The 21,368-nt window shown below is 64.4% G+C and carries 23 protein-coding genes; 9 read left to right on the forward strand and 14 right to left on the reverse strand.

Annotation, left to right across the window (positions count from 1 at the left end):
- Positions 1-31 precede the first annotated feature (31 nt).
- Positions 32-1,069 carry a biotin-dependent carboxyltransferase family protein gene (locus tag AB7G19_RS21365; RefSeq protein ID WP_283016523.1) on the reverse strand — a complete coding sequence of 346 codons (1,038 nt, stop codon included), beginning with the start codon at positions 1,067-1,069 and terminating at the stop codon, positions 32-34.
- Complete coding sequence (pxpB, locus tag AB7G19_RS21370; RefSeq protein WP_071913808.1) at positions 1,066-1,797, reverse strand: 5-oxoprolinase subunit PxpB; 732 nt, start codon at positions 1,795-1,797, stop codon at positions 1,066-1,068. The genes AB7G19_RS21365 and pxpB overlap by 4 nt, the downstream gene beginning before the upstream one ends.
- Positions 1,798-2,055: 258 nt before the next feature.
- Between pxpB and AB7G19_RS21375 the strand changes: the two genes are divergently transcribed.
- Both AB7G19_RS21375 and AB7G19_RS21380 read left to right on the forward strand, forming a co-directional pair.
- Entirely contained in the window at positions 2,056-2,754 is a 699-nt protein-coding gene (locus AB7G19_RS21375) for a ribonuclease activity regulator RraA (protein WP_071913810.1), read from the forward strand.
- 18 nt (positions 2,755-2,772) lie between these two features.
- Positions 2,773-3,177: a (R)-mandelonitrile lyase gene (locus AB7G19_RS21380; protein ID WP_135213661.1), complete on the forward strand. Its 405-nt coding sequence runs from the start codon at positions 2,773-2,775 to the stop codon at positions 3,175-3,177.
- Positions 3,178-3,320: 143 nt separating this feature from the next.
- Here the strand turns inward: AB7G19_RS21380 and AB7G19_RS21385 are convergent, their stop codons facing one another.
- Complete coding sequence (locus tag AB7G19_RS21385; RefSeq protein ID WP_283016522.1) at positions 3,321-3,677, reverse strand: hypothetical protein; 357 nt, start codon at positions 3,675-3,677, stop codon at positions 3,321-3,323.
- Between the two features lie 180 nt (positions 3,678-3,857).
- Complete coding sequence (locus tag AB7G19_RS21390; RefSeq protein WP_283016521.1) at positions 3,858-4,745, reverse strand: DUF2147 domain-containing protein; 888 nt, start codon at positions 4,743-4,745, stop codon at positions 3,858-3,860.
- A 224-nt stretch (positions 4,746-4,969) separates the two neighbouring features.
- Between AB7G19_RS21390 and AB7G19_RS21395 the strand changes: the two genes are divergently transcribed.
- Entirely contained in the window at positions 4,970-5,956 is a 987-nt protein-coding gene (locus AB7G19_RS21395) for an alpha/beta hydrolase family protein (protein WP_441268059.1), read from the forward strand.
- Positions 5,957-5,972: 16 nt separating this feature from the next.
- On the opposite strand, the gene AB7G19_RS21400 is transcribed toward AB7G19_RS21395, so the two are convergent.
- Positions 5,973-6,755: a transporter substrate-binding domain-containing protein gene (locus AB7G19_RS21400; protein WP_283016519.1), complete on the reverse strand. Its 783-nt coding sequence runs from the start codon at positions 6,753-6,755 to the stop codon at positions 5,973-5,975.
- Between the two features lie 113 nt (positions 6,756-6,868).
- Here AB7G19_RS21400 and AB7G19_RS21405 point away from each other — a divergent pair, with 113 nt between their 5' ends.
- Positions 6,869-7,372: a DUF1993 domain-containing protein gene (locus AB7G19_RS21405; RefSeq protein WP_135213857.1), complete on the forward strand. Its 504-nt coding sequence runs from the start codon at positions 6,869-6,871 to the stop codon at positions 7,370-7,372.
- Here the strand turns inward: AB7G19_RS21405 and AB7G19_RS21410 are convergent.
- From AB7G19_RS21410 to AB7G19_RS21435, 6 genes are all read right to left on the reverse strand, one after another.
- Entirely contained in the window at positions 7,369-7,869 is a 501-nt protein-coding gene (locus AB7G19_RS21410; RefSeq protein ID WP_283016518.1) for a hypothetical protein, read from the reverse strand. The genes AB7G19_RS21405 and AB7G19_RS21410 overlap by 4 nt on opposite strands.
- Before the next feature lie 168 nt (positions 7,870-8,037).
- Positions 8,038-9,027, reverse strand: coding sequence for a hydroxyacid dehydrogenase (locus AB7G19_RS21415; protein WP_247309946.1), 990 nt, complete (start codon positions 9,025-9,027; stop codon positions 8,038-8,040).
- A gap of 34 nt (positions 9,028-9,061) precedes the next feature.
- On the reverse strand, positions 9,062-10,162 hold the full coding sequence (locus tag AB7G19_RS21420) for an ABC transporter ATP-binding protein (RefSeq protein WP_283016517.1): 1,101 nt from the start codon (positions 10,160-10,162) through the stop codon (positions 9,062-9,064).
- Between the two features lie 6 nt (positions 10,163-10,168).
- A complete protein-coding gene (locus AB7G19_RS21425) occupies positions 10,169-11,080 on the reverse strand; it encodes a carbohydrate ABC transporter permease (protein ID WP_063983243.1) in 912 nt (303 codons plus the stop codon).
- Positions 11,080-12,018 (reverse strand): carbohydrate ABC transporter permease, encoded by a 939-nt coding sequence (locus AB7G19_RS21430; protein WP_063983244.1) that lies wholly within the window; start codon positions 12,016-12,018, stop codon positions 11,080-11,082. The genes AB7G19_RS21425 and AB7G19_RS21430 overlap by 1 nt, the downstream gene beginning before the upstream one ends.
- Positions 12,019-12,166: 148 nt before the next feature.
- The gene (locus tag AB7G19_RS21435) at positions 12,167-13,507 is read right to left on the reverse strand and encodes an ABC transporter substrate-binding protein (RefSeq protein WP_283016516.1); all 1,341 of its coding nucleotides are present in this window, start codon (positions 13,505-13,507) and stop codon (positions 12,167-12,169) included.
- A gap of 483 nt (positions 13,508-13,990) precedes the next feature.
- Here AB7G19_RS21435 and AB7G19_RS21440 point away from each other — a divergent pair, with 483 nt between their 5' ends.
- Together AB7G19_RS21440 and AB7G19_RS21445 are read left to right on the forward strand one after the other, a co-directional pair.
- A complete protein-coding gene (locus AB7G19_RS21440; RefSeq protein WP_167767897.1) occupies positions 13,991-14,794 on the forward strand; it encodes a Spy/CpxP family protein refolding chaperone in 804 nt (267 codons plus the stop codon).
- 111 nt (positions 14,795-14,905) lie between these two features.
- Positions 14,906-15,283, forward strand: a complete 378-nt coding sequence (locus AB7G19_RS21445; protein WP_014495213.1) for a response regulator — start codon at positions 14,906-14,908, stop codon at positions 15,281-15,283.
- 94 nt (positions 15,284-15,377) lie between these two features.
- Here the strand turns inward: AB7G19_RS21445 and AB7G19_RS21450 are convergent, their stop codons facing one another.
- From AB7G19_RS21450 to glk, 3 genes are all read right to left on the reverse strand, one after another.
- Complete coding sequence (locus tag AB7G19_RS21450; RefSeq protein ID WP_259257549.1) at positions 15,378-15,533, reverse strand: hypothetical protein; 156 nt, start codon at positions 15,531-15,533, stop codon at positions 15,378-15,380.
- Positions 15,534-15,679: 146 nt separating this feature from the next.
- Positions 15,680-15,883, reverse strand: coding sequence for a hypothetical protein (locus tag AB7G19_RS21455; protein WP_014495215.1), 204 nt, complete (start codon positions 15,881-15,883; stop codon positions 15,680-15,682).
- A gap of 139 nt (positions 15,884-16,022) precedes the next feature.
- Positions 16,023-17,009: a glucokinase gene (glk, locus tag AB7G19_RS21460; RefSeq protein ID WP_354123784.1), complete on the reverse strand. Its 987-nt coding sequence runs from the start codon at positions 17,007-17,009 to the stop codon at positions 16,023-16,025.
- 257 nt (positions 17,010-17,266) lie between these two features.
- On the opposite strand from glk, the gene pncA reads away from it, so the two are divergent.
- From pncA to AB7G19_RS21475, 3 genes are all read left to right on the forward strand, one after another.
- Positions 17,267-17,893 carry a bifunctional nicotinamidase/pyrazinamidase gene (pncA, locus tag AB7G19_RS21465; RefSeq protein WP_354123785.1) on the forward strand — a complete coding sequence of 209 codons (627 nt, stop codon included), beginning with the start codon at positions 17,267-17,269 and terminating at the stop codon, positions 17,891-17,893.
- Positions 17,894-17,909: 16 nt separating this feature from the next.
- Positions 17,910-19,025: an alpha/beta fold hydrolase gene (locus tag AB7G19_RS21470; RefSeq protein ID WP_354123786.1), complete on the forward strand. Its 1,116-nt coding sequence runs from the start codon at positions 17,910-17,912 to the stop codon at positions 19,023-19,025.
- Between the two features lie 150 nt (positions 19,026-19,175).
- On the forward strand, positions 19,176-21,209 hold the full coding sequence (locus AB7G19_RS21475) for an NAD(+) synthase (RefSeq protein WP_354233566.1): 2,034 nt from the start codon (positions 19,176-19,178) through the stop codon (positions 21,207-21,209).
- The last annotated feature ends 159 nt before the right edge of the window (positions 21,210-21,368 follow it).

Here is a 21,368-nt window from a genome sequence, read left to right on the forward strand (position 1 = left end):
GGGTGCTCTCCGCCTCTGGTCGTCTTGTCGCTTACGGCTCCGCCGTGACCTGCCAGGTCCCGGCATCCATGGCGCTCACCGCATAGCCCGCGACATTAGCATCGCTGAGCGCCTCGATGTTCAGCTCGACGGTGTCGGAAGAGCGCAGGCGATCGGGCAGGTTGCGGATGAGTTGCGCGAACTTGCGCGCCTCCTCCTGCGCCTCGGCCATGGTGACCTCGAGGAAGCGGAACGCGGTTCCCGCCGAGGTCTGCGCGAGGCGGCCGACGTCGGCCGTGATCACGGTTGCGATCTTCGGATAGCCGCCGGACGTGCCGCGATCCATCATCAGCGCGATCGGCGAGCCGTTGCCGGGGACCTGGATGCTGCCGTTGACGGTGCCGTCGGAGACGATGTTGTGGCCATGCAGATGCTTGATCGCCGGGCCCTCGAGCCGGTAGCCCATGCGGTCGGAGGTCGCCGAGATCTTCCACTCGCTATCGAGGAACAGCGCCTTGTTGGCGTCGTCGAACTCGTCGTCCTGCGGGCCGAGCAGGACGCGGATCGGGCCTGTTGCAGGCTTCGGCAACTCGATGCGCAGCTCGGGCGCGCCGCGCGCGGCATCGACCGTGAACTCGTCGCCGGCCTGCAGCGGGCGCGGGTAGGGGCTGCCGAGGCCCGCGCGGGCGTTCACCGCAAGGCTGCCGAACACCAGTTCGCCTTTGATCCCGCCTTCGATCGCCAGATAAGTGAACGCGCCGCCGCGGGCAAAGCCCAGCGTCAGCGTCTCGCCGTCCTTGAGCGTCACTGACGTGTCCATGGCCACCGGCTTACCGGCGACGTCCGCATTGCGCGGCGCGCCTGATATCGCGACGCGCACGGCGCCGTCTTTGGCAGTGAACGTGGCGCCGAAAGGGCCGATCTCGACCACGGCCGCGAACGGCTCATTGCCGACCAGCGTGTTCGCTGCCGCCAGCGACAGACGGTCCATCGCCCCGCTGACCGTCAGGCCGTAGCGCTGCGCGCCGTGGCGGCCGCCGTCCTGAACGGAGCTTGCGGGACCGATGCTGGCGATCACGAGCCGGCTCATGCGACCACCTGCTCGGCGATGATCTCGCCAGCCTCGGCGGCGCGATCCTGTTCCTCGAAGGTCTTGTGGTCGATGGCGAAAAACGTCACGCGATCACCGGGTTCGGTGAGAAAGGTCGGATTCCGGTGGAGTTGATAGGTTCTGACCGGCGTGCGGCCGAGCAGGTGCCAGCCGCTTGGCGCGGCCAGGCACTGGATTCCGGCCTGGATACCGCCGATCGAGATCGTGCCGGCGGGCGTGAACAGCCGCGGGCTCTGCCGCCGCGACATGTGCAGGGATTTGTCGAGGCCGCTGAGATAGGACCAGCCCGGGGTGAAACCGATCATGGCGACACGGTAGTCGCCGGCGACGTGACGGGCGACGATGTCGTCGGGCGTTGTGTTCAGCGCCTTCGCGACATCCTCGAGGTCGATGCCGTGTTCGCCGCCATAGGCGACGGGAATGCGCCAGCGCCGCGCCTTCGCGGCCGGCGGCAGCGGCTGGCTGGCGAGCGCAAGCAGCTTTTCGCCGAGCGCGTCGAAGCCGATCTTGCCGGGATCGTAATGCACCAGCAGCGAGCGATAGGTCGGAACGGTCTCGGTGATGCCGTCGATGGGGCTTGCTGCGAGCGCCTTGTCCAGCGCGAGCACGCGCTCGTTGGCGGCGTCATCGATGGTGCGGCTGAATTCGACCGTGACGGCGCTGTCGCCACTGGGCAGAAGGCGGGGCGGGGGAAGCGTCGCGGCCATGAGCTGTCGAAGGGCTGTCGAAATCGGGCTTCTCAGGAAATGCGGGCTCAGCCTTGAGTTCCGCTTTTCCTTGCTTCGCGTAAATGCGCCCGCAAGTCCAATAAATTAATGCAAGGGGAAACGATAAAGCGTTGTTATCGCGTCGCATAACAGCCCAGCGGCCCTGCGTTCTTGCCGGCTCTTTGGCCCTTGACGCAAGGGCTGCGGCTCGCAAGATGCGCGCGTTCTTTCCCGCCCATCCGGAGCTCGTTCTCGTCCATGTCGCTGTCCCCCGAAGCCCGCAAGACCCTCGCCGGCATCACCACTGCCACCATCACCACGGTCCTGCTGAAGAAGGGCCTGCGCAACGTCTGGATGCGCGGCGCGCGTCCGCTGCGTCCGGGCTTGCCGCGCCTGGTCGGGCCGGCCTTCACGCTGCGCTTCGTGCCGGCGCGCGAGGATCTGGCGACGCCGGAATCCTGGTCGTCGCCGATCTCGACCCGCACCGCGATCGAGGCGATGCCGGATGGCTGCATCGCCGTGGTCGATGCCATGGGCATCACCGATGCCGGCATCTTCGGCGACATTCTTTGCGCGCGCATGATGAAGCGCGGCGTGACCGCACTCGTCACCGATGGCGTGGTGCGGGACGTCGAGGGCGTGCTCGGCACCAATCTTCCGGTGTGGTGCGACGGCTATGCCGCGCCGCCGTCGGTTGCAGGCCTCACCTTCGTCGGCTGGGGCGAGCCGATCGGCTGCGGCGGCGTTGCGGTGTTCCCGAACGACATCGTGGTCGCCGACCAGGACGGCTGCGTGCTGATCCCGCAGGCGATGCTCGATCACGTGCTCAATGAGAGCGTCGAGCAGGAGCGGATGGAAGCCTGGATCGTCAACGAGGTGAACAACGGCGCGGTGCTGCCGGGCCTCTATCCCATGAACGCCGAAACCAAGGCGCGCTACGCCGCCAGCAAGAAGTAACAGGAAACGAGGTATCCCATGGAAATCACCGTCGCAGGCACGCGGCCGACCCGCCGCGCGCCCAAGGAAAATTTTACGGGCACCGTGTTGCAGGACCCCGTGATCATGGCGCCGGCGCCGGCGCGGCTGAACTGCTCGCGCGTCACCTTTGAGCCGGGCGCGCGCACCAACTGGCACCACCATCCGCTTGGGCAGACGCTCTACGTGATTTCGGGCGTCGGCCGCGTCCAGACCAAGGGTGGCCCTGTCAAGGAGATCCGTCCCGGTGACACCGTCTGGATTCCGCCGGGTGAACTGCACTGGCACGGCGCCTCGCCAAACAACAGCATGTGCCACATCGCCATGCAGGAGGCGCTCGACGGCGTCTATTCGACCTGGCTGGAGCCGGTGACCGACACGGAGTACGGCGCGCCGCTCGGCTAATCTCTCGTGCCCCGGATGCAATGCAGCGCGTAAGCGCTGCGTTGCCGATCCGGGGGCCCACAAGCTTCCTCAAAGCAAGTGCCCTTGGGTCCCGGCTCAGTGCAGCAACGCTGCGCGTTGCAGCGCGTCCGGGACGCGGCAAATCACATCCGCTCCGCCGTCCACGTGCCCGTGCACAGGGGGCCGCGCCATGTGCCGGAGCCTGAAGTGCCGCTGAGCCGGCCGAAGCCGACGGCGCGTTTGATCCCGGTGCTCAAGGTGACGTTGATGCTGCCGGCATCGGCCACGCGGCCGGATGCTGAAACCACAGCGCTGCTCGATGCGATCTGACCGTTGCTGATGCCGATCGAGACCGTTGCGCCGTTACCGCAAGTCTCGCTCGTTGATGAGATGCGGACATTCCATGCGCCGTCGAAGGTGGAGGTCGCCGCGCCCGCCTGCGTCAGCGGGACGGCGATGGCGACAATGCTGGCGAAGAGACCTTTGCGAAATCCGTTCATGACACGCCCCGTTGGTTGACCATGGGGGGATCGTGGCATGAGCGCGGAACCCGCGATGTGAGGGCTGTCACGTGCGCAAGGGGCTCCGTGAGGTGGCGCACTCCGCAAAGAGATCGCGGACAAAAGCAAAGGGGCCCGGATCGCGGGCCCCTCGTCTCGGTTCGAACGTCGAAGTCGGACTCAGTTCACGCGCGTCCAGGTCTGGCCGCCGCAGAACATGCCGCCGAAGGCGCAGCCCTGCACGCGCAGGCGGTCGGTGCCCTTCATCGCGATCGTGGAATCGTAGGTCGAGCCGGAGTTGAGATCGAGGATGCGACCGGACCATTTCTGATCCTTGTTCTGGTCCTTGGCGGGTTTCATGTTGATGAGGACCTGTTCGCCGTTCTGGTTCGATTTGCTGTCGACCGAATAGCCGCAGAGATTGCTGCCGCATTGCTCGATGCGGACCTTGCCTTCCTTCTCCTCGGTCAGCCAGATGCCGAGTGGTGAATTGAGATCGCGCGCGGGCGCGGCTGCAGGAGCCGGCGGTGCGACGGCAGCCGCCTGAACGGGTGCGGGGGCCGGAGCGGGGGCTGGAGGCGGCGCCGGGGGTACAGCGGCCACAGTCGGGGCCGGCGGCGGCGCCACGGCGGGGGCTGCCTGCTGCTCGACCGGAGCGGGCGCCGGAGGCGGTGCAGGTGGCGGCAACACGGCCGCCTCAGCCGGCGCGTTGCTGGCGGTTGCAGACGGCGGCGGAGCGGGCGGGGGCGGAACTGGCGGCGGCGCTGCAGCGGCTGGCGCCTGTTCGGTTGCGGGCGGCGCTGCGACAGGGGCGGGAGCTGGCGCCGGAGCGGCCGGCGGTTGCGGATCAACCTTGGCCTGTTGCGGCGCCTGCTGGCCCGGGGTCGTCTCGTTCTTCTTGGCTTTCTTCGCCTTGCCCTGGCCGGTGTTGTCGTAGACGCCGGGGATCTGCACCGTGCCGCGGTCCGGATCGATGCGGATGGTGCGCCCGCCATACTCGAAAGTGTACTGCGCCTGAGCAGCGGTGCTCGCCAAAAGGAATGCGGCCGTGGCCAACAGCTTCCTCATTTCCGTCTCCTGAACAGCTGGTCCCCGTACCAACGCTTACGCGTCGGTTCGATCGCAAAAAGTGATCTAGATCACTGTCACCGTATGAGTCGTGGTCCGGCGGTTGCGGGTTCAATAACGCTGAACTCCGTCCAGAGTTGGACGGCGGCGCGGCGCAGCTCTGGACGGGGTATGGGATGGGCAAGTAAAACCGTTGTGGTTGAAGCTTCCGAAAGCACACGCAAATGCTATGGCCGCGCCTTGGCGAACTTGTTCTGATCGTAGTCGCTTGCCTTGCTGCGACACTGGCGCACGCGGCCGGGCTCGGATTTATCGAAGTGCCGGCGGACGCCGGCCGCTCCGCGCTCACTGGCATGGTGTGGACACCTTGTGCGGCGGCGCCCTCCGAGGTCGCTTTGGGCGGCGGTGTCTTCCTGCCGGGTGTGAAGGACTGTCCGGTAGCGGGCAATCGACTGCCGCTGATCGTCGTGTCGCACGGACGGCGCGGCTCGTTTTTGGGCCACGTCGACACGGCGACCGCATTGGCCGATGCCGGCTTCGTGGTCGCCGCGATCAATCACCCAGGCGACACTGCCAGAGACAGCAGCCGGACCGATGAATTCTCCGTCCTGGTCGAGCGCCTCGCCGACATGAAGCGGCTTACGGATTTCATGCTCGGCGCCTGGAAGGAAGCGGCGGTCCTGGACCCCAAGCGGGTTGGCTTGTTCGGGTTCTCGCGCGGCGCCTATACCGGTCTCGTCGTGATCGGCGGCAATCCCGATTTCGGAGCGCTCGCTCCGCTCTGCGATAGAGATGGAGCCACGACGCCAAAATGCCAGGCCATTCGCGATGGCCTTGTGCCAACAGAGGCGGCCGTACACGACCCCCGCATCAGAGCTGCCGTGCTGGCGGATCCGCCCCTTTATGAAGGCCTTTTCAACCGGGAGCGCCTCGCCAATGTGACGATCCCAATTCTCTTATGGCGTTCGGCGCTCGGCGGCGACGGTGTCGTGCCCGCTTCAGTCGATACGCTGGAACAAATGCTTCCCGCGCGCCCTGACTTCCGGATCGTGCCGAACTCGTCGCACTTTTCCTTTCTTGCGCCATGTCCGCCCAAGCTGGCCGAAGCCGCGCCGATCCTGTGCACTGATCCGCCCGGGTTCGACAGGGAAGCGTTTCACAGCGCCTTCAACGACGCGGCTGTGAGCTTCTTCCGCAAGCATCTGGAGTGACGGACAAGATCGGTCGCTAGTCGAACCAGGCGGCGTAGATCTTCCTGTAGCTGCCGTCCTCCATCGAGATGTGCAGCCACTGGTCGACGAAAGCCTTCAGCGCCATGTCGCGCTGGAGCCAGTAGGCCTTCTCCGAGAAGTCGAACGGCTTTTCGGGATGCACCGCGCAGAGCACGCCGGAATGCTGCTTCTGCTGGTAGCGGGTCTCGGAGGCGTCCGTCATCATCAAATCGGCGTTGCCCTTGGCGATCTCGTCGAAGATCACGGTGTTGTCGGGGAAGACGTTGATCTCGGCGTCCTTGATGTTGGCGCGCGCGAACCGCTCATTGGTGCCGCCGGGATTGACGATGACGCGGGTGCCCTTCTTGTCGATGTCGGAGATGGTCTGGTACTTGCCGACATCGGCGCAGCGCGCGATCGGCGTCTTGCCTTCGCGCATGATCGGCATCGAGAAGAAGCCCTTCTTCTGCCGATCGAGCGTGACCGAGACGCCGCCCATGGCGATGTCGAACTGGTCGGCCTCGAAGTCCTTCATGAGCTTCGGCCAGGCCGTCGGCACGAATTCGACCTTGACGCCGAGCGCCTTGCCGAGCGCCTCCGCCATGTCGACGTCGAAGCCGCTGAACTGCTGCGTCGCCTTGTCCAGGTAGGTGAAAGGCTTGTAGTCGCCGGTCATACCGACGCGCAAAGTGTCGCGCTTGACGATCTCGTCGAGGCGCGACGGCGCCGGCTGCTGCGCATATGCCGAAAAGTTCGCCAGCAGGACCGCGGTCAAAGCCGCCACGATTCGAACGATCATCTCTTTTCCACCCATGCCCGAGCTGTCATTGTGCAGCTCTTGAAACTTGGATTTAGACCAGATGCCCGTCACTGGCGAGGCGGAATTGAAGGGAAATTAGGGTGACGATCTCGATGTACGACGCCTCGGTCGGCGTCTTCGTGCCATATCTGCGCAACCTGTCGGCACTGCTGGACAAGGGCGTCGCCTATGCCGAAAGCCGGAAGTTCAATCCGGCCGTCCTGCTCGGCATGCGCATGGCGCCGAATATGTACGATCTGGCGCAGCAGATAGGGGAGGCGTGCCGCCATGCCACGGTCGCGCCGGCCTTGCTGGCCGACCAGGAGCCGGTGACGCTGCCGGCGCTGGAGCACGACATCGCCGGGCTTCAGGCGCGCATTGCGACGTCAATCGAGTTCATCGAAAGCCTGTCGCGCGCCGAGATCGATAGTGCGGCGGAACGGAATGTCTTCTTCAGGCTGAAAAACGGGACCGAGCTGCCCTTCACCGGGCGGACGCTGCTGCTGACGTTCAGCGTCCCGCAATTCTTCTTTCACGTCACGACGTCCTACGACCTGCTCCGGCATGCCGGGGTCGAGCTCGTGAAGCGGGATTTTCTCGGCCCCCGCGAGCGCTAGGCTTCGCCCTTGCGCTCGTAATCGGCGAGCGAGCTGCGGCCGGCGATCTCGCTGCGCAGCTCCTCGAAGCGCCGATGTGCCTCGTCCTCGTGCGCGTCGACGAAATGCACCGCGGCTTCGCTCGTCATCGGGCCGCTGACCACGGGCGCGGACTGCTCGCCGATGGTCTCGTGGACGTAGAACTGGCCGTCATCGCCGCGATGGACCGTCCATTTCAGACGGATCGCCACCATCGGCCCCGGACCGACCTTGCTGTAGCCATCGGCATCGGTGTGCTCCGGCACCAGCGGCTGCTCCTCGACCAGAGGATGCTCGTGCTCGTCGACCATCGCATGCTCGTCGACCACCACATGCTCGTCGGCGATCGGATGCTCGTCGGCGACGACCTGCTCACCGTCGACCACCATTTCGGTCTCGGTCTCGCGGACGGGCTCGGGGTGCTCCAAAATGCTGGCGATGGTTGCCAGCGCGTGGTCGGTCGGGTCGATCTCTGACAAGGGTTCATCCTCCAGCTCGACGCGGCCGGCAAGTCTGTCCCACTGCCGCCGCGGCCGGACTTATTACGCGGGTTTGATTAAGGCTGAGTTGGGGCTCGATCTGCACCAAAATGGGACGCATTCTGGCGTTCCGGAGGCGGGCGGATAACCGCCCGCCCGGAGGTCGGCTCAGCCGAGCACGTCCTGGTTGATGATGTTCTGCCGGATGGGATCGCCGTCCAGCACACTCAGGATATTGCGAGCGGTCTGCTCGCTCATGCGGCTCACCGCCTCGACGGTGACGCCGGCGACGTGCGGGGCCATGATGACGTTGGGCAGCGCGAACAGCGCGTTGCTGACCGGCGGCGGCTCCACCTCGAACACGTCGATCCCGGCACCGGCAATCCTGCCGGAGACCAGGGCGTCGTATAGCGCGGCCTCCTTCACGATGCCGCCGCGTGCAGTGTTGATGAGATAGGATTTCGGCTTCATCCGGCCGATCCGCGCCGCATCGAACAGCCCGACGGTTTCCGGCGTCTTCGGGCAATGGATGGTGACGAAGTCGGCGTTGGGCAGCGCTGCGTCGAGATCGGCGACGGGCTCGCAGCCCGCGGCCTTGATCTCGGCGGCAGGCTTGTAGGGATCGTAGACCTGCACCTTCATTTCCATCGCTTGGCAGCGCTTGGCGGTGCGACTGCCGATGCGGCCGAAGCCGATGATCAGCACGGTCTTGCCGTAGAGGTCGAACGGCAGCATGCCGAGCCGGTTGGCCCATTGGCCATCCTTGACGCAGGCGTGCATCTCATTGGCGCGCTTGGCCAGCGTCAGCATCATGAACAGCGCCTGCTCGGCGACCGAGGGCGAGTTGGCGCTGCCCGCCACCATCAGCGGCACCTTGCGGCGGGAGAGGGCGGGCACGTCGACGGCGTCGTAACCGACGCCGATGCGGGTCACCACCTTCATGTCCTTCGAGGCCTCAAGCTCGGTCTCACCGAAGGCGGTGGCACCCAGCGCCACGCCGTGAACCGGCGCGTGGTTCTTCAGCAAGGCTTCGAAATCCTTGGCCGAGATCAGGTTCGGAAACTCGACGAGCTCGATATCGTCCCGCTGGGTGAGGAGGGCGCGTGCCCCTTGCGACAAAGTTTGTGTAACGAAAATCTTCTTCTTGTTGGTCGCCATCGCTCCCCGCCTGCTTGCGTTTCTTGAGACGGCGTCACAACACGACGCCGGTGTCTTCGTTTAGCAGGTGCATATTGTTGAGGTCCATCGCCAAACGCATGGGTGCCCCGTCCTTGGCGCCGGCGTTGGGATCGACGCGGCCGCAGATCGGCGTGCCGTCGAGGCCGAAATAGACCAGGGTCTCCATCCCCATCGGCTCGGTGACGTCGAGCACGGTGTCGAAGGTCTCGACGCCGGGCCCGAGATGCGCATGCGACTCGGTGAGGTGCTCCGGCCGGAGGCCGAGCAGCAGCTTGTCGGTGCGCGGCAGCGCGTTGTAGCGCGCGGCGCGAGCCTGTGGCAGCGCAAAGGCGATGCGGTCGGTCAAACGGATCTGGAGCGCGCCGCCGACATCCTCCAGCCGGCACGGGATGAAATTCATCGCGGGCGAGCCGATGAAGCCGGCGACGAAGCGCGTCGCCGGCTTGTGGTAGAGCTCGTTGGGCGTGCCGATCTGCTCGATGCGGCCCTTGTTCATCACAACGACGCGGTCAGCCAACGTCATCGCCTCGACCTGGTCGTGGGTGACGTAGACCGTGGTGGTGCGTACCTTCTGGTGCACCTTCTTGATCTCGATCCGCATCTGCACGCGCAGCTTGGCGTCGAGATTGGACAGCGGCTCATCGAACAGGAACACTTTCGGATTGCGCACGATGGCGCGGCCCATCGCGACACGCTGGCGCTGGCCGCCGGAGAGCTGCTTCGGCTTGCGGTCGATCAGGTCGGTGATGTCGAGGAGGCGGGCGGCTTCCGTGACCCGCGCCTTGATCTCGGCCTTGGGAAAGTGCTTCAGGCGCAGCCCGAACGACATGTTCTCCGCGACCGTCATGTGCGGGTAGAGCGCGTAGTTCTGGAACACCATGGCGATATCGCGATCCTTCGGCGGTACGTCATTGACGACGTCGCCGCCGATCATGATGTCGCCGTCGCTGATGTCCTCGAGGCCCGCGATCATGCGCAGCGTCGTCGACTTGCCGCAGCCCGAAGGCCCAACCAGCACGATGAACTCATGGTCGGCGATGTCCAAGTCGATGCCGCGCACGGCTTCGACATCATCGTAACGCTTGACCACCTTCCGCAATGCAACGTCAGCCATGAGACATCAACCCTTTGTCGCGCCGGCGGTCAGGCCGGCGATGTAGTAGTCCATCAGGAAGGCGTAGATGACCAGCGGCGGAGCTGCGCCGAGCAGCGCGCCGGTCATGATCTGGCCCCAGTTGAAGACGTCGCCCTTGATCAGGGTGGTGGTGATGCCGACCGGGAGCACGAGCTGGTCGATGGACGTCGTGAACACCAGGGGATAGAGGAACTGCGCCCAGGACACCGTGAAGGCGAAGATGGTCGCGGCAATCAGGCCCGGCAGCGCGACCGGAATAAAGATCCGCGTCAGGGTCTGAAGCCACGAGGCGCCGTCGATGATCGCGGCCTCGTCGAGCTCCTTCGGGATCGAGGCGAAATAGCCGATCATGATCCAGGTACAGAACGGCACCGTCAGCGTCGGATAGACGAATAGCAGCACGTACCATCGGTTCAGGAGCGTGATGCCGGTGATGTCCTGAACCAGCGCCAGCATCTTGAACAGCGGGATGAAGAGGAGGCTGTCCGGAACCAGGTAGGTCAGGAACACGCCGGTGGCGAGCGTCGTCGAGCCCCAGAACTTCATCCGCGCGAGCGCGAAGGCGGCAGGGATGCTGATCAGCATCGTGACGAGCACAACCACCAGCGACACGATGGTCGAATTCCAGAAGAACCGGAGGAATTGGTTCGACGTCAGTAGTTCGACATAGTTCGCCAGCGTCGGGTGGAACACCCACCACGGATTGGTCGCAGCCGAGATCTCCGCGCTGCTCTTGAGCGAGGTGATCACCATGTAGAGCGGCGGCGTCAGAAAGAAGATCGCAAACAGCACCAGGAAGAAATAGGACCAGCGCAGCGCCCAGGTACGGTCGCGGCTCATGCTGCCATATTTAACCTTGCGCCGGGGGCCGGCCTTGTCGATCGCTATTGTGCTCATCAGGATTCGTTCCCGCGTTTATTGACGTCGCGCAGGATGAAGATCGCTGCGACGGCGAGGATCGGGACCATGAACAGCGAGACGCTGGCGCCGAGCGGAATGTCGTTGCTCTCGATGCCGACCCGGAACGCATAGGTGGCAAAGATCTGGGTCTGGTCGAGAGGCCCGCCTGAGGTCAGGATGCGGACGATGTCGAAATTAGCGAAGGTGACGATCAGCGAGAACAGCGTCGTGATCGCGATGATGTTGCGCATCATCGGCAGCGTCACGTACCACATCTTCTGCCACCAATTGGCGCCGTCGATTGCGGCGGCCTCGTAGAGCTGGTCCGGCACCGATTTCAGCGCCGCCAGGTACATGATCAGGAAGAACGGCGCGCCGTACCAGACGTTGACGAGGATGACGGAAAAGCGCGCCCAGGCGGCATTGCCGAGCCAGTTGATGGGACCGATGCCGAAGAAGGAGAGCGTGTAGTTGAAGGCGCTGTAGGAGGGGTCGAACAGCCACAGCCAGGCGAGCGTGCTCATCGCCGGCGGGATCACCCAGGGCACCAGCAGCATGCCGCGCCATTTGCGCTGGCCCTTGGCCGGTATGTTGTGCACCAAATGCGCGACGATGAAGCCGATCAGCGCCTTGAAGAACACGGCGGTGATCGCGAAGATGCAGGACTGCTCCACCACCATCCAGAACGTCTCGCGCTTGAACAGGAAGGTGAAGTTGCCGAAGCCGACGAATTTTTGCATCGACTTGTTCAGCGTCGCGAGGTGGATCGAGAACAGGGCAGGGTAAAGCACGAACAGCGCGATCAGCAGGATCAGCGGCAGCGTCAGGAAGAACGCCACGGTCGATTTCCGCTTCAACGCATTGTGCAGGCCCGTCCGTTTGCGCGCGCTCGCCGTGCGGGCGACGCGACCGTCCTCAACGACGACATCGGCCATGTCAGTGTCCTTGGGTCAAGCTTCCTTGCGGAATGTCCAACGGCGGAGCCGGCACCCGCGTGTCGGCTCGATCTGCTCATTCCATCGAACGGTGGGGTGCCCTAGCGGCTCACGCGGGGATGCGTGAACCGCCGTGGCACACCCCGGCTTAGGTTCGCATGAAGCCTTCACACTCGCCTTCGCCCCAGGCGAGTGCGGTCTCCAACTTTTCGCCCTGCGCAAAGCGCAGCGCCATCTTGGTCAGCGTGGCCTGCGCGTAGATCTGCTGGGCGATCTTCGGCGGCGCCGGAGAGGCCGCAATCGACAGTGTCTGATGATTGTAGGGATTTGGATAGTGATAGAGCGTGCCCTTCGGCGGGCCTACCTCGGCCCAGGTCTTCAGGGTCGTCATCTTCGAATAGGCCGGCAAATCGTAGCCGCCGCTCGCCGCGACGAACTTTTCGATCGATGACGGCTGTGACAGAAAAGCCAGAAGGCTCTTGGCCGATGCCTTGTTCTTGGAGAAATTCCAGAGACCCCAGAAATAGGGCAGGAACGGCGCATACCGGCCTTTAGGACCGGAGGGGAAGCCGTGCGTCCAGCATTGCTCGGCGACCTGCGGCGCGTCGCGCTTGGCGACCGCCCAGGCGCTCGGCGGATTCATGATGAGGGCGCCGCGGCCGGAGATCAGCCATTTGTTGTTCGACGCATCATCCCAGGACGGCGCGTCCGGTGGCAGGAAGGCGATCAGCTTCTTGTAATATTCGAGCGCCTGGCGAACCTCATCGGTCTTCACCGTGACATCGCCCTTGGCGTTGACGAGTTCGGCGCCGAACGACTGGAAGATGGCGCCCGCGGTATCGACGCTGTCGGTGGTCTCGCCGAGACCGATTCCGAATGGGAAACCGGCCTTCTGGCAGGCTTCCGCCGCCTTCAGGAATGTATCCATATTCCAGCTATCGGCCTTGGGCGGCGCGCCGACGGGGTACAGTTCCTGGACGTCGATCCCCGCATGCTTCTTCATGAGGTCGATGCGCGAGCAGGGCCCCTTGATCTGGCTCCCCGGGGTTGCCGGGACCGCAAGCCATTTGCCGTTGGCCTTGCCGAGATATTTGACCGTGTCGTTGACCTCACCGTTCTGCTTGATCGCCTCCTCGACCACGTCGTTCACCGGTTCAAACTGCTCGGCATACGCATGCGGCCACCAGGTGTACATCTGAAGAATGTCGTGGCCGGATTTGGCCTGCGCTTCGGCCGCGACCGTCAACTCGATCTTCTTGTTGTTGCTGGTGATGTAATCGATGGAAACTTCGACCTTCTCCTTTTCAGCCCATTCCTTGACCATGGCGGTGGAGGCGTCGTTGGCACCGGGCACCCAGTGGTCCCAGAAGCCGATCGAGAGTTTGCCGGCGGCGTAAGCGCCGCGGACATAGGGCGCTGTGATCAGCGCGGCGGAGGACATTGCAGTGGCGGCTACAAATTGACGTCGCGTCAGTGTCTTGCGTGACATCTCGTTTCCTCACCTGGATGTTTTATTGTTTTCGCGTTTCCTCTGGCATTCCGAGTTTTGTTTTTGATTTTTGTTCGCGTTTCTTGGTGCTACCGCCTCGCCGTGAAATCGCGCGAAGCGCAGCAAATTGGTAGCGCGATCAGATCATGATTGATCCCGTCTGTCGAGGAAGCCGAACGACTCGCCGTCTAGAACTAACGTTGCGTCCGGGAACGCGGCGGCGCCGTCGCGCGACGCGCGCCAGCGGTGAACCTCGGAGGCGCATTTTGCGACGCACACTTCGGGTCAAGGACCGCAGGACATCTCGTGCGCAATTACGCCGCAGTTTCGAATAAGCCTTCATAACCGCTTCGCGCCAAACAGTGTTCGGGCGTGGACAGCAATTGGCTGCGGCTGGACCGCGAAGCGGCGAAAACGATAGAGTTGCAACCGGCGGGTGGCCCCCACCCGGACAGGACAATCGGATCGACGATGGAGACCAGAATGATCAACCCGGCGCCGCCTGCGCGGCTTCACCTGCGGCGATGGTTCGCGCTGGGCTCCGTGCTCGCGGTGCTGCTGGGCGCCGCCGCCGTTGCGCAGGCGCAAGGCCTGGTCAAGGGCGTTCAGGATGGAGCTGCGGCCGGCAACAAGGCGGCCGGACCCGTTGGCGGCGTGCTGGGCGGTGCGATCGGCGGCGTGGTCGGTGTCTTCACCGGCGTGCTCGGCGTCAACAACCAGCCGGCTCCGGCTGCCAAGGACGCGAGCAAGGATGCCAGCAAGGACGCGAGCAAGGATTCCAAGCAGCCGGGCGCCGGCAAGGACAAGGGCGCCAAGGAGACCGCCAAGGCGGGCAAGGGCGCCAAGGCGAGCAAGGAAGCCAGGAATGCGCCGCAGGACAACAAGGACAATAAGGACGTCACCGTCCTCACCCAGCCCGGCGCGCCGCAACAGTCCGCCGAGCAGATCGTCGCCAACAGCGATTCCTATATCGAGCGGATCAAGACCGAGTTGAACCTGACGCCCGATCAGGAGAAGCACTGGTTCGGCTTCTCGAGCGCAATGCACTATCTGGGGCATAATGGCGCGGAGCGGCTCAACCTGCGGATCGCCCGCGCCAAGCGGGATCCGCCTGACGACATCATCGAGCAGATGCGCAACGAATCGCAATTCCTGATCGACCGCGCCGCCGACCAGCGCAATGTCGCCGATGCCGCCGAGCCGCTTTATTCGAGCCTCGACGACAAGCAGAAGCAGGTCTTCATCCAGGAGATGGTGCGCCTCAGCCACGAGCGCGGGCTGGATTAATCAAGTTGAATCCGATCGCGGGCGTCTGAATTAACGGCGCCCGCCACGAATTCGTGAATCCTCTCCGCATTTCGGGTATGGTTAGCTTCGTAAGCTGACTGCGGGGTTGATATGGCGGACGGACTCTCCGTTTTCCTGGTCGAAGACGAGGCGTTGATCCGGATGATGATCGCCGACATGGTGGAGGAACTCGGCCATCATGTCGTCGCGGAAGCGGACAATGTCCGGGACGCGAGCGCCTTTGCGATGACCGCGCAATACGATTTCGCCATCCTCGACATCAACCTGAAGGGCCTCTACGTCGATCCAGTCGCCGACCTGATCGAGCGCCGCGGCAAGCCGTTTCTGTTCGCCACCGGCTACGGGCCGGAGCTGCTGCCGTCCTTGCTCCGGCGGCGGCCTATCCTGCGCAAGCCGATTTCCCTCGACCAGCTCAAGGTGATGATCGATTCGCTGTTTCCGGACGCGGTCGCCAAAACTCCTCACTGAGAAGGCTCCTCACTGAGAAGCGCCGTACTGAGATCGCCAACGAAAATGGCCGCCCGTGAGGGGCGGCCATTTGGCGAAAGAATGTCTCGTCGTCTCAGATCAGGCCGGCGCTGAGGTCGATGCCGCGCGCCATCACGCCGAACGAGGCGACCAGGCCCATGCAGCAGAACAGCAAGATGATCTTGAACGAAGAATCGGCAAAACGGGTTTCGACGGCGGCCGGGATCGCGGCAAGCGAAATCATGCTCATGTTCATTCCCCCCTTTGTTGACCCCTGAATTGCATCAGGTAGGGGAAGCTCTTAGAGCAAAAAGTTTGACGCGAGCTTGCGAGGGATCGTTAACGGAATCGCCATCGCTCGCGTGTTTGCGCGAGTAGCAAGCGGTCCCGCAAGTCTCAGTTGCGGCCGTTCTTCAGCACAGTGGCGATGGTATGGGCCGTCATGGCGGCGCGATCAGAGGCGCGTTGCGCGGCCAGCCGGTCGCGCGCCTTTTCCTCGATCAGGAGCTCGATCAGGGCCAGCCGCTTGTCATCGTCGTCCGCCTCGGTCAGCAGGCGGTGATAGCGGTGATAGTCGAAACCGAAGTCCTGCTTACGCATGTCACGCCCCCGCAACTACGGGAATTGTTTCCCATCGGACACAGTCGGGCAAGCACGATCCTGCGTGGAACCGCGCCTTGGCTGCAATCAGCTGTGTATAGTTAACGGACTGGACGGCGTCGGAGCCGATCGCGGCTCATCAATCCGGATTGTGGTCGGCGAACATCTTCAGGCCGACGAAGCTCGCGTCGGGTTTCGTCACCAGCCTGGTCGGGATATTGCGCAAATAGTCCTGGAAGCGTCCCTTGGCTTCGAAGCGTGCCCGGAACGCGGAAGCGGCAAGGAACTCCGGAAAGCGCGGCACGATCCCGCCGGCGATGTAGACGCCGCCGCGGGCGCCGAAGGTCACCGCGAGATTGCCCGTGACCGAGCCGAGGATGGCGCAAAACATCTCCAGCGTCGCGCGGCTCAGTTCGCAACTGCCCTCCAGGGCGGCCTTGGTGATGGCGGCGGCGTCGCGGTGCGGCACTTGGGCGCCGTCGACCTCCGCCAGCGCCTCGTAGAGGTTTTGCAGGCCGGAGCCCGAAAGCGCGCCGCGCTCGATGGAGACATGACCGAGACGTCGGCGCATGGCCGCGATCACGCGCTCCTCGCGCTCGGTCTCCGCCGGCAAAGTCGCGTGGCCTGCCTCGGTGACGACCGCCAGCCGGGCGCCGTGGCGTTCGACCAGACAGGAGACGCCAAAGCCGGTTCCAGGCCCAACCACCAGCAGCGGTTCTCCGGGGAGGCCGTCCTGGCCCCCGAGCGGGATCAAATCGTCAGGCTTCAAGGCGGGCAGGGACCAGGCCACGACCTCGAAATCATTGAGCACATGCACGCTCTCGAAGCCGAGGGCCGGCTGGAGCTCGTTGCCGTCGATGACCCACGGACTGTTGGTCATGACGCAGCGGTTATTGGTCACGGGACCCGCGACGGCCAGCACGGCGCGTTTGGGCTGCTTGCCGCCGGACCGGCGCGCAAGGACGTCGGCGATGGCTTCCCGGACGGTCGGGAAGTCCGCGACCTTCACATAGTCGATGGGCCCGGCCTGGTCGCCGCTGTCCGATGCGCTTTCGCTCAGCGCAAAGCGCGCATTGGTGCCGCCGATATCGGCGAGAAGAATCTGTCCTGTCTTGCCGATACTCATGACCTTGTGGCTGCCGCGCCCTGCAGGCTCGCGGGAACCGTTCCCTCCGCTCCATCAGATCCGCAATTTGCGAACGTCTCTAGAATCCGTCCTTGGGTGAGCCTAGTCAACTCGGACAACGCCAAACCGTTGCATCCCAGGTGCGACGGGCGCGATATCGCCGCATGTGTCGATGGTTGCGAAGCCGCGCGGGAAGATCGACATTGGACGGAGCGTTCGGCGCCCGTCGCGCCGGACGGCTGGAACGGGACCTTGCGATGCAGATTTCCGACCGCGACGTGCTGCTGGTGATCGACGTGCAGAACGACTTTTGCACCGGCGGAGCGCTCGCCGTTCCCGGCGGCGAGAAGGTTGTCCCGGCCATCAACCGAATTGCCGCAAAATTCACCAATGTGGTGCTGACCCAGGACTGGCATCCGGGCGACCACGTCTCGTTCGCACCGAACCATGCGGGCAAGCAGCCGTTCCAGACCATCGAGCTCGACTACGGCACTCAGGTGCTGTGGCCGACGCACTGCGTGCAAGGCACGGCGGGCGCTGAATTCCATGGGCAGCTCGAAATTACCAGGGCAAACCTCGTGGTGCGCAAAGGCTTTCGTCGCGGCATCGATTCCTATTCGGCGCTGTTCGAGAACGACCACCGGACGCCGACCGGGCTGCTCGGCTATTTGCGCGAGCGCGAGCTGAAGACCGTCTTCATCGCCGGTCTGGCGCTGGATTTCTGTGTTCGTTTCTCGGCGGAAGATGCCCGCAAGGCGGGGTTCGAGGTCGCCGTCATCGAGGACGCATGCCGCGGCATCGATCTCGACGGCTCTGTGGCCGCGACCCATCGGAGTTTTCGCGAGCGCGGTATTTCGATCGTCAGCCTGGAGGCCTTGCTGTGAGGACCCTGAGATAGTCATGGTGGAGAAGAGCGGCAAACCGCTGGGTGGGTCGGACCGTCCTCCGGATGATCCGCTGTTATGGCCGTTTGCGGCAGCGCGGCTCGCGATGGACGCCTGCTTCTGGTGGCTGGAACGCGGTCCGCCGGAACAGGACGAGAGCAATCTGCCGTGGACGACGCCCAACACAGTCGCCTTGGAGCTTGCGACCATGCGCCTGCGCGATTGCACGCGGACGCAATCCGGCCAGCCGGCACTGGTCTGCGCGCCCTATGCGCTGCATCGGGCCCTGATCGCCGACTTCGCGCCCGGCCACAGCGTGGTGCAGTCCCTGCAAAATGGCGGCATCGATCGGGTGTACCTCACCGACTGGCGCTCGGCCTCGCCGGAGATGCGCTATCTCTCGATCGACGCCTATCTCGGCGATCTCAACGTCGCCGTCGACGAAATCGGCGCGCCGGTCGATCTCGTCGGCCTGTGCCAGGGTGGCTGGCTGTCGCTGCTCTATGCGGCGCGCTTTCCCGCCAAGGTGCGGCGGCTGGTGCTGGTGGGGGCGCCCGTCGATCTCTCGATCGATTCCGCGCTGTCCCAGCTAGCTCGCAATGCGCCTGAGGCGCTCTACGACCAGCTCGTGGCGCGCGGCGGCGGCAATGTCAGCGGCGACGAGATGCTGCGCTTCTGGACGAAGGCGCCGAGCCGCGACGACATTGCGGCGGCATTGCAGAGGGATCTCTCGGACGAGGAGGGCGCGGCACTGCTCGCGCGTTTCGATCGCTGGAATACCGAGACGCTCAACCTGCCCGGCACCTATTATCTGGAGATCGTCAACCGAATCTTCCGGGAGAATCGGATTGCCGGCGGCAACTTCACGGCGCTCGGCCGCGAGGTTGATCTGAGGGACGTCAAGGCGCCGGTCTTCCTGCTGGCCGGACTCGATGACGACGTCGTGCCGGCCAGACAGGCGCTTGCGACCGCCGGTCTGCTCGGAACACCGCCGGCCTTCATTGCCGCGGCCTCCGAGCCCAGCAATCATCTCGGCCTGTTCATGGGGGCGCGCACCCACGCCCATGCCTGGCCCCGGATCGCCGAGTGGCTGCGCAACGACCTCTCCGGAGTGCTGGCCCGCAGCGCCTGACCTTGTCAGTACCTTGGCCCGGCCGGGCCGGCGAACACGCAAATCCGTTATGCATGACGGCGGATGGCCTGCACGGGGCCCGGTCGATGGGTTACATATCATCCGGAACTGGCGGCTGCGGCCGCGACAAGATTAAGGGTACCGCGCTCGATGAGCTTCCACTCGATCTACGCCCACGGATTTGCGCGCGTGGCGGCCTGTGTCACCGCCTCCCACGTGGCCGATCCCACGGCCAATGCGAAGGCGATCCTGGCAGCGGCAGGCGCTTGCCATGAACAGTCGGTGGCGGTCGCCGTCTTTCCGGAGCTGTGCCTGTCCGGCTACGCGATTGAGGATCTCGTCAAGCAGGACCCGCTGCTCGATGCGGTCGAGCGCGGCCTTGTCACGATCGTCGAGGCGTCCTCGGCGCTGATGACCGTCCTGATCGTCGGCGCGCCGCTGCGCTTTGGTCATCGCATCTACAATTGCGCCGTCGTCATTCATCGCGGCAACGTCCTTGGCGTCGTGCCCAAGTCTTATCTGCCGACCTATCGCGAATTCTACGAGGGACGGCATTTCGCTTCCGGCGCCGGCATCGCCGGAGAGACGATCGCGTTTGGCGGGCTGCATGCACTGTTCGGCGTCGACCTCCTGTTCGCGGCCGAGGATGTTCCAGGCCTGATCATCGGCGTCGAGATCTGCGAGGACATGTGGATTCCGGTGACGCCGGCATCCGAACTCGCGCTTGCCGGCGCCAGCGTGCTGATCAACCTATCCGGCAGCCCGATCACGATCGGCCGGGCGCGCTCGCGCGCACTGCTGTGCCAATCGACGTCGGCGCGTTGTCTTGCGGCCTACGTCTATTCAGCCGCCGGAGCAGGGGAATCGACCACGGACCTGGCCTGGGACGGCCAGACCTCGATCTATGAGAATGGCGTGCTGCTGGCCGAGGGCGAGCGGTTCCGCCAGGACGGCCAGATCACGCTGGCCGACGTCGATCTCGATCTGCTCAGACAGGAACGCGCGCTGATGGGCACGTTCGACGATAATCGCCGGCAACGCGAAGCCTTTTTCCGGAGGATCACCTTCGCCCTGAAGCCGCCGGCCACCGACATCGGCTTCCTGCGCCAGATCGAGCGCTTCCCGTTCGTGCCGAGCGACGAAGCCCTGCTCGAGCAGGATTGCTACGAGGCGTACAACATCCAGGTCGCCGGCCTCGTGCAGCGCATGCGCGCGACCGGAACCAAGCGCGTGGTGATCGGCGTCTCGGGCGGGCTCGACTCCACCCACGCCCTGATCGTCGCCGCCAAGGCGGTCGACCTGCTCGGACTGCCGCGCAGCAACATCCTGGCTTACACGATGCCGGGCTTTGCCACCGGCAGCGAGAGCAAGACCAACGCACTGGCGTTGATGAAGGCGTTGCAGACGGAGTGGCAGGAGCTCGACATCCGTCCCACGGCGACGCAAATGCTGAAGGACATCGGTCATCCCTTCGGCAAGGGCGAGAAGGTCTACGACATCACGTTCGAGAACGTGCAGGCGGGCCTGCGCACGGACTATCTGTTCCGGCTCGCCAACCATCATGGCGGCATCGTCATTGGAACCGGCGATCTCTCGGAGCTCGCGCTCGGCTGGTGCACCTACGGCGTCGGCGACCAGATGGCGCATTATAATGTCAACGCCGGGGTGCCGAAGACGCTGATCCAGCACCTGATCCGCTGGGTGATCGCCTCAAAACAGTTCAGCGACGACGTCAACCGGACGCTTACGTCGATCCTGTCGGCCGAAATCTCGCCCGAGCTGGTTCCGGTCAAGCCCGGCGAGAAGCCGCAGAGCACGGAAGCTTCCGTCGGGCCCTACGAGCTGCAGGATTTCAACCTGTTCTACACGCTGCGGTTCGGCATGCGGCCCTCCAAGATCGCCTTCATGGCGCAGCACGCCTGGAATGATGTCGCCAAGGGCGAATGGCCGCCGGCGTTCCCGACCGATAAGCGCAGGGCCTATGATCTGCCGGAGATCCGGCGCTGGCTGGAGGTGTTCCTGCGCCGGTTCTTCGCCTTCAGCCAGTTCAAGCGCTCGGCGATGCCGAACGGGCCGAAGGTTTCGGCCGGCGGCTCGTTGTCGCCACGTGGCGACTGGCGCGCGCCGTCGGATTCCAGCGCTGCGGCATGGCTTGAGGATCTCGAGCGGAACGTTCCGAAGTGATTGAGACGGCTGATCGGGCAGGGTAGCTCCAGAACGCGGGCAGGGTAGCTCCAGAACGACTTCGCGCCGCGCGGCCCATAAGGCCGGCGGCGCGAAATTGCGTTCAATCTAGAAAGTGCCGAGGTCCGGAGTGCCTAGGAGTCCGGACCTCGTCACCTT

This window comes from Bradyrhizobium sp. 215_C5_N1_1, assembly GCF_052075935.1.
Classification (GTDB): Bacteria; Pseudomonadota; Alphaproteobacteria; order Rhizobiales; family Xanthobacteraceae; genus Bradyrhizobium; species Bradyrhizobium barranii.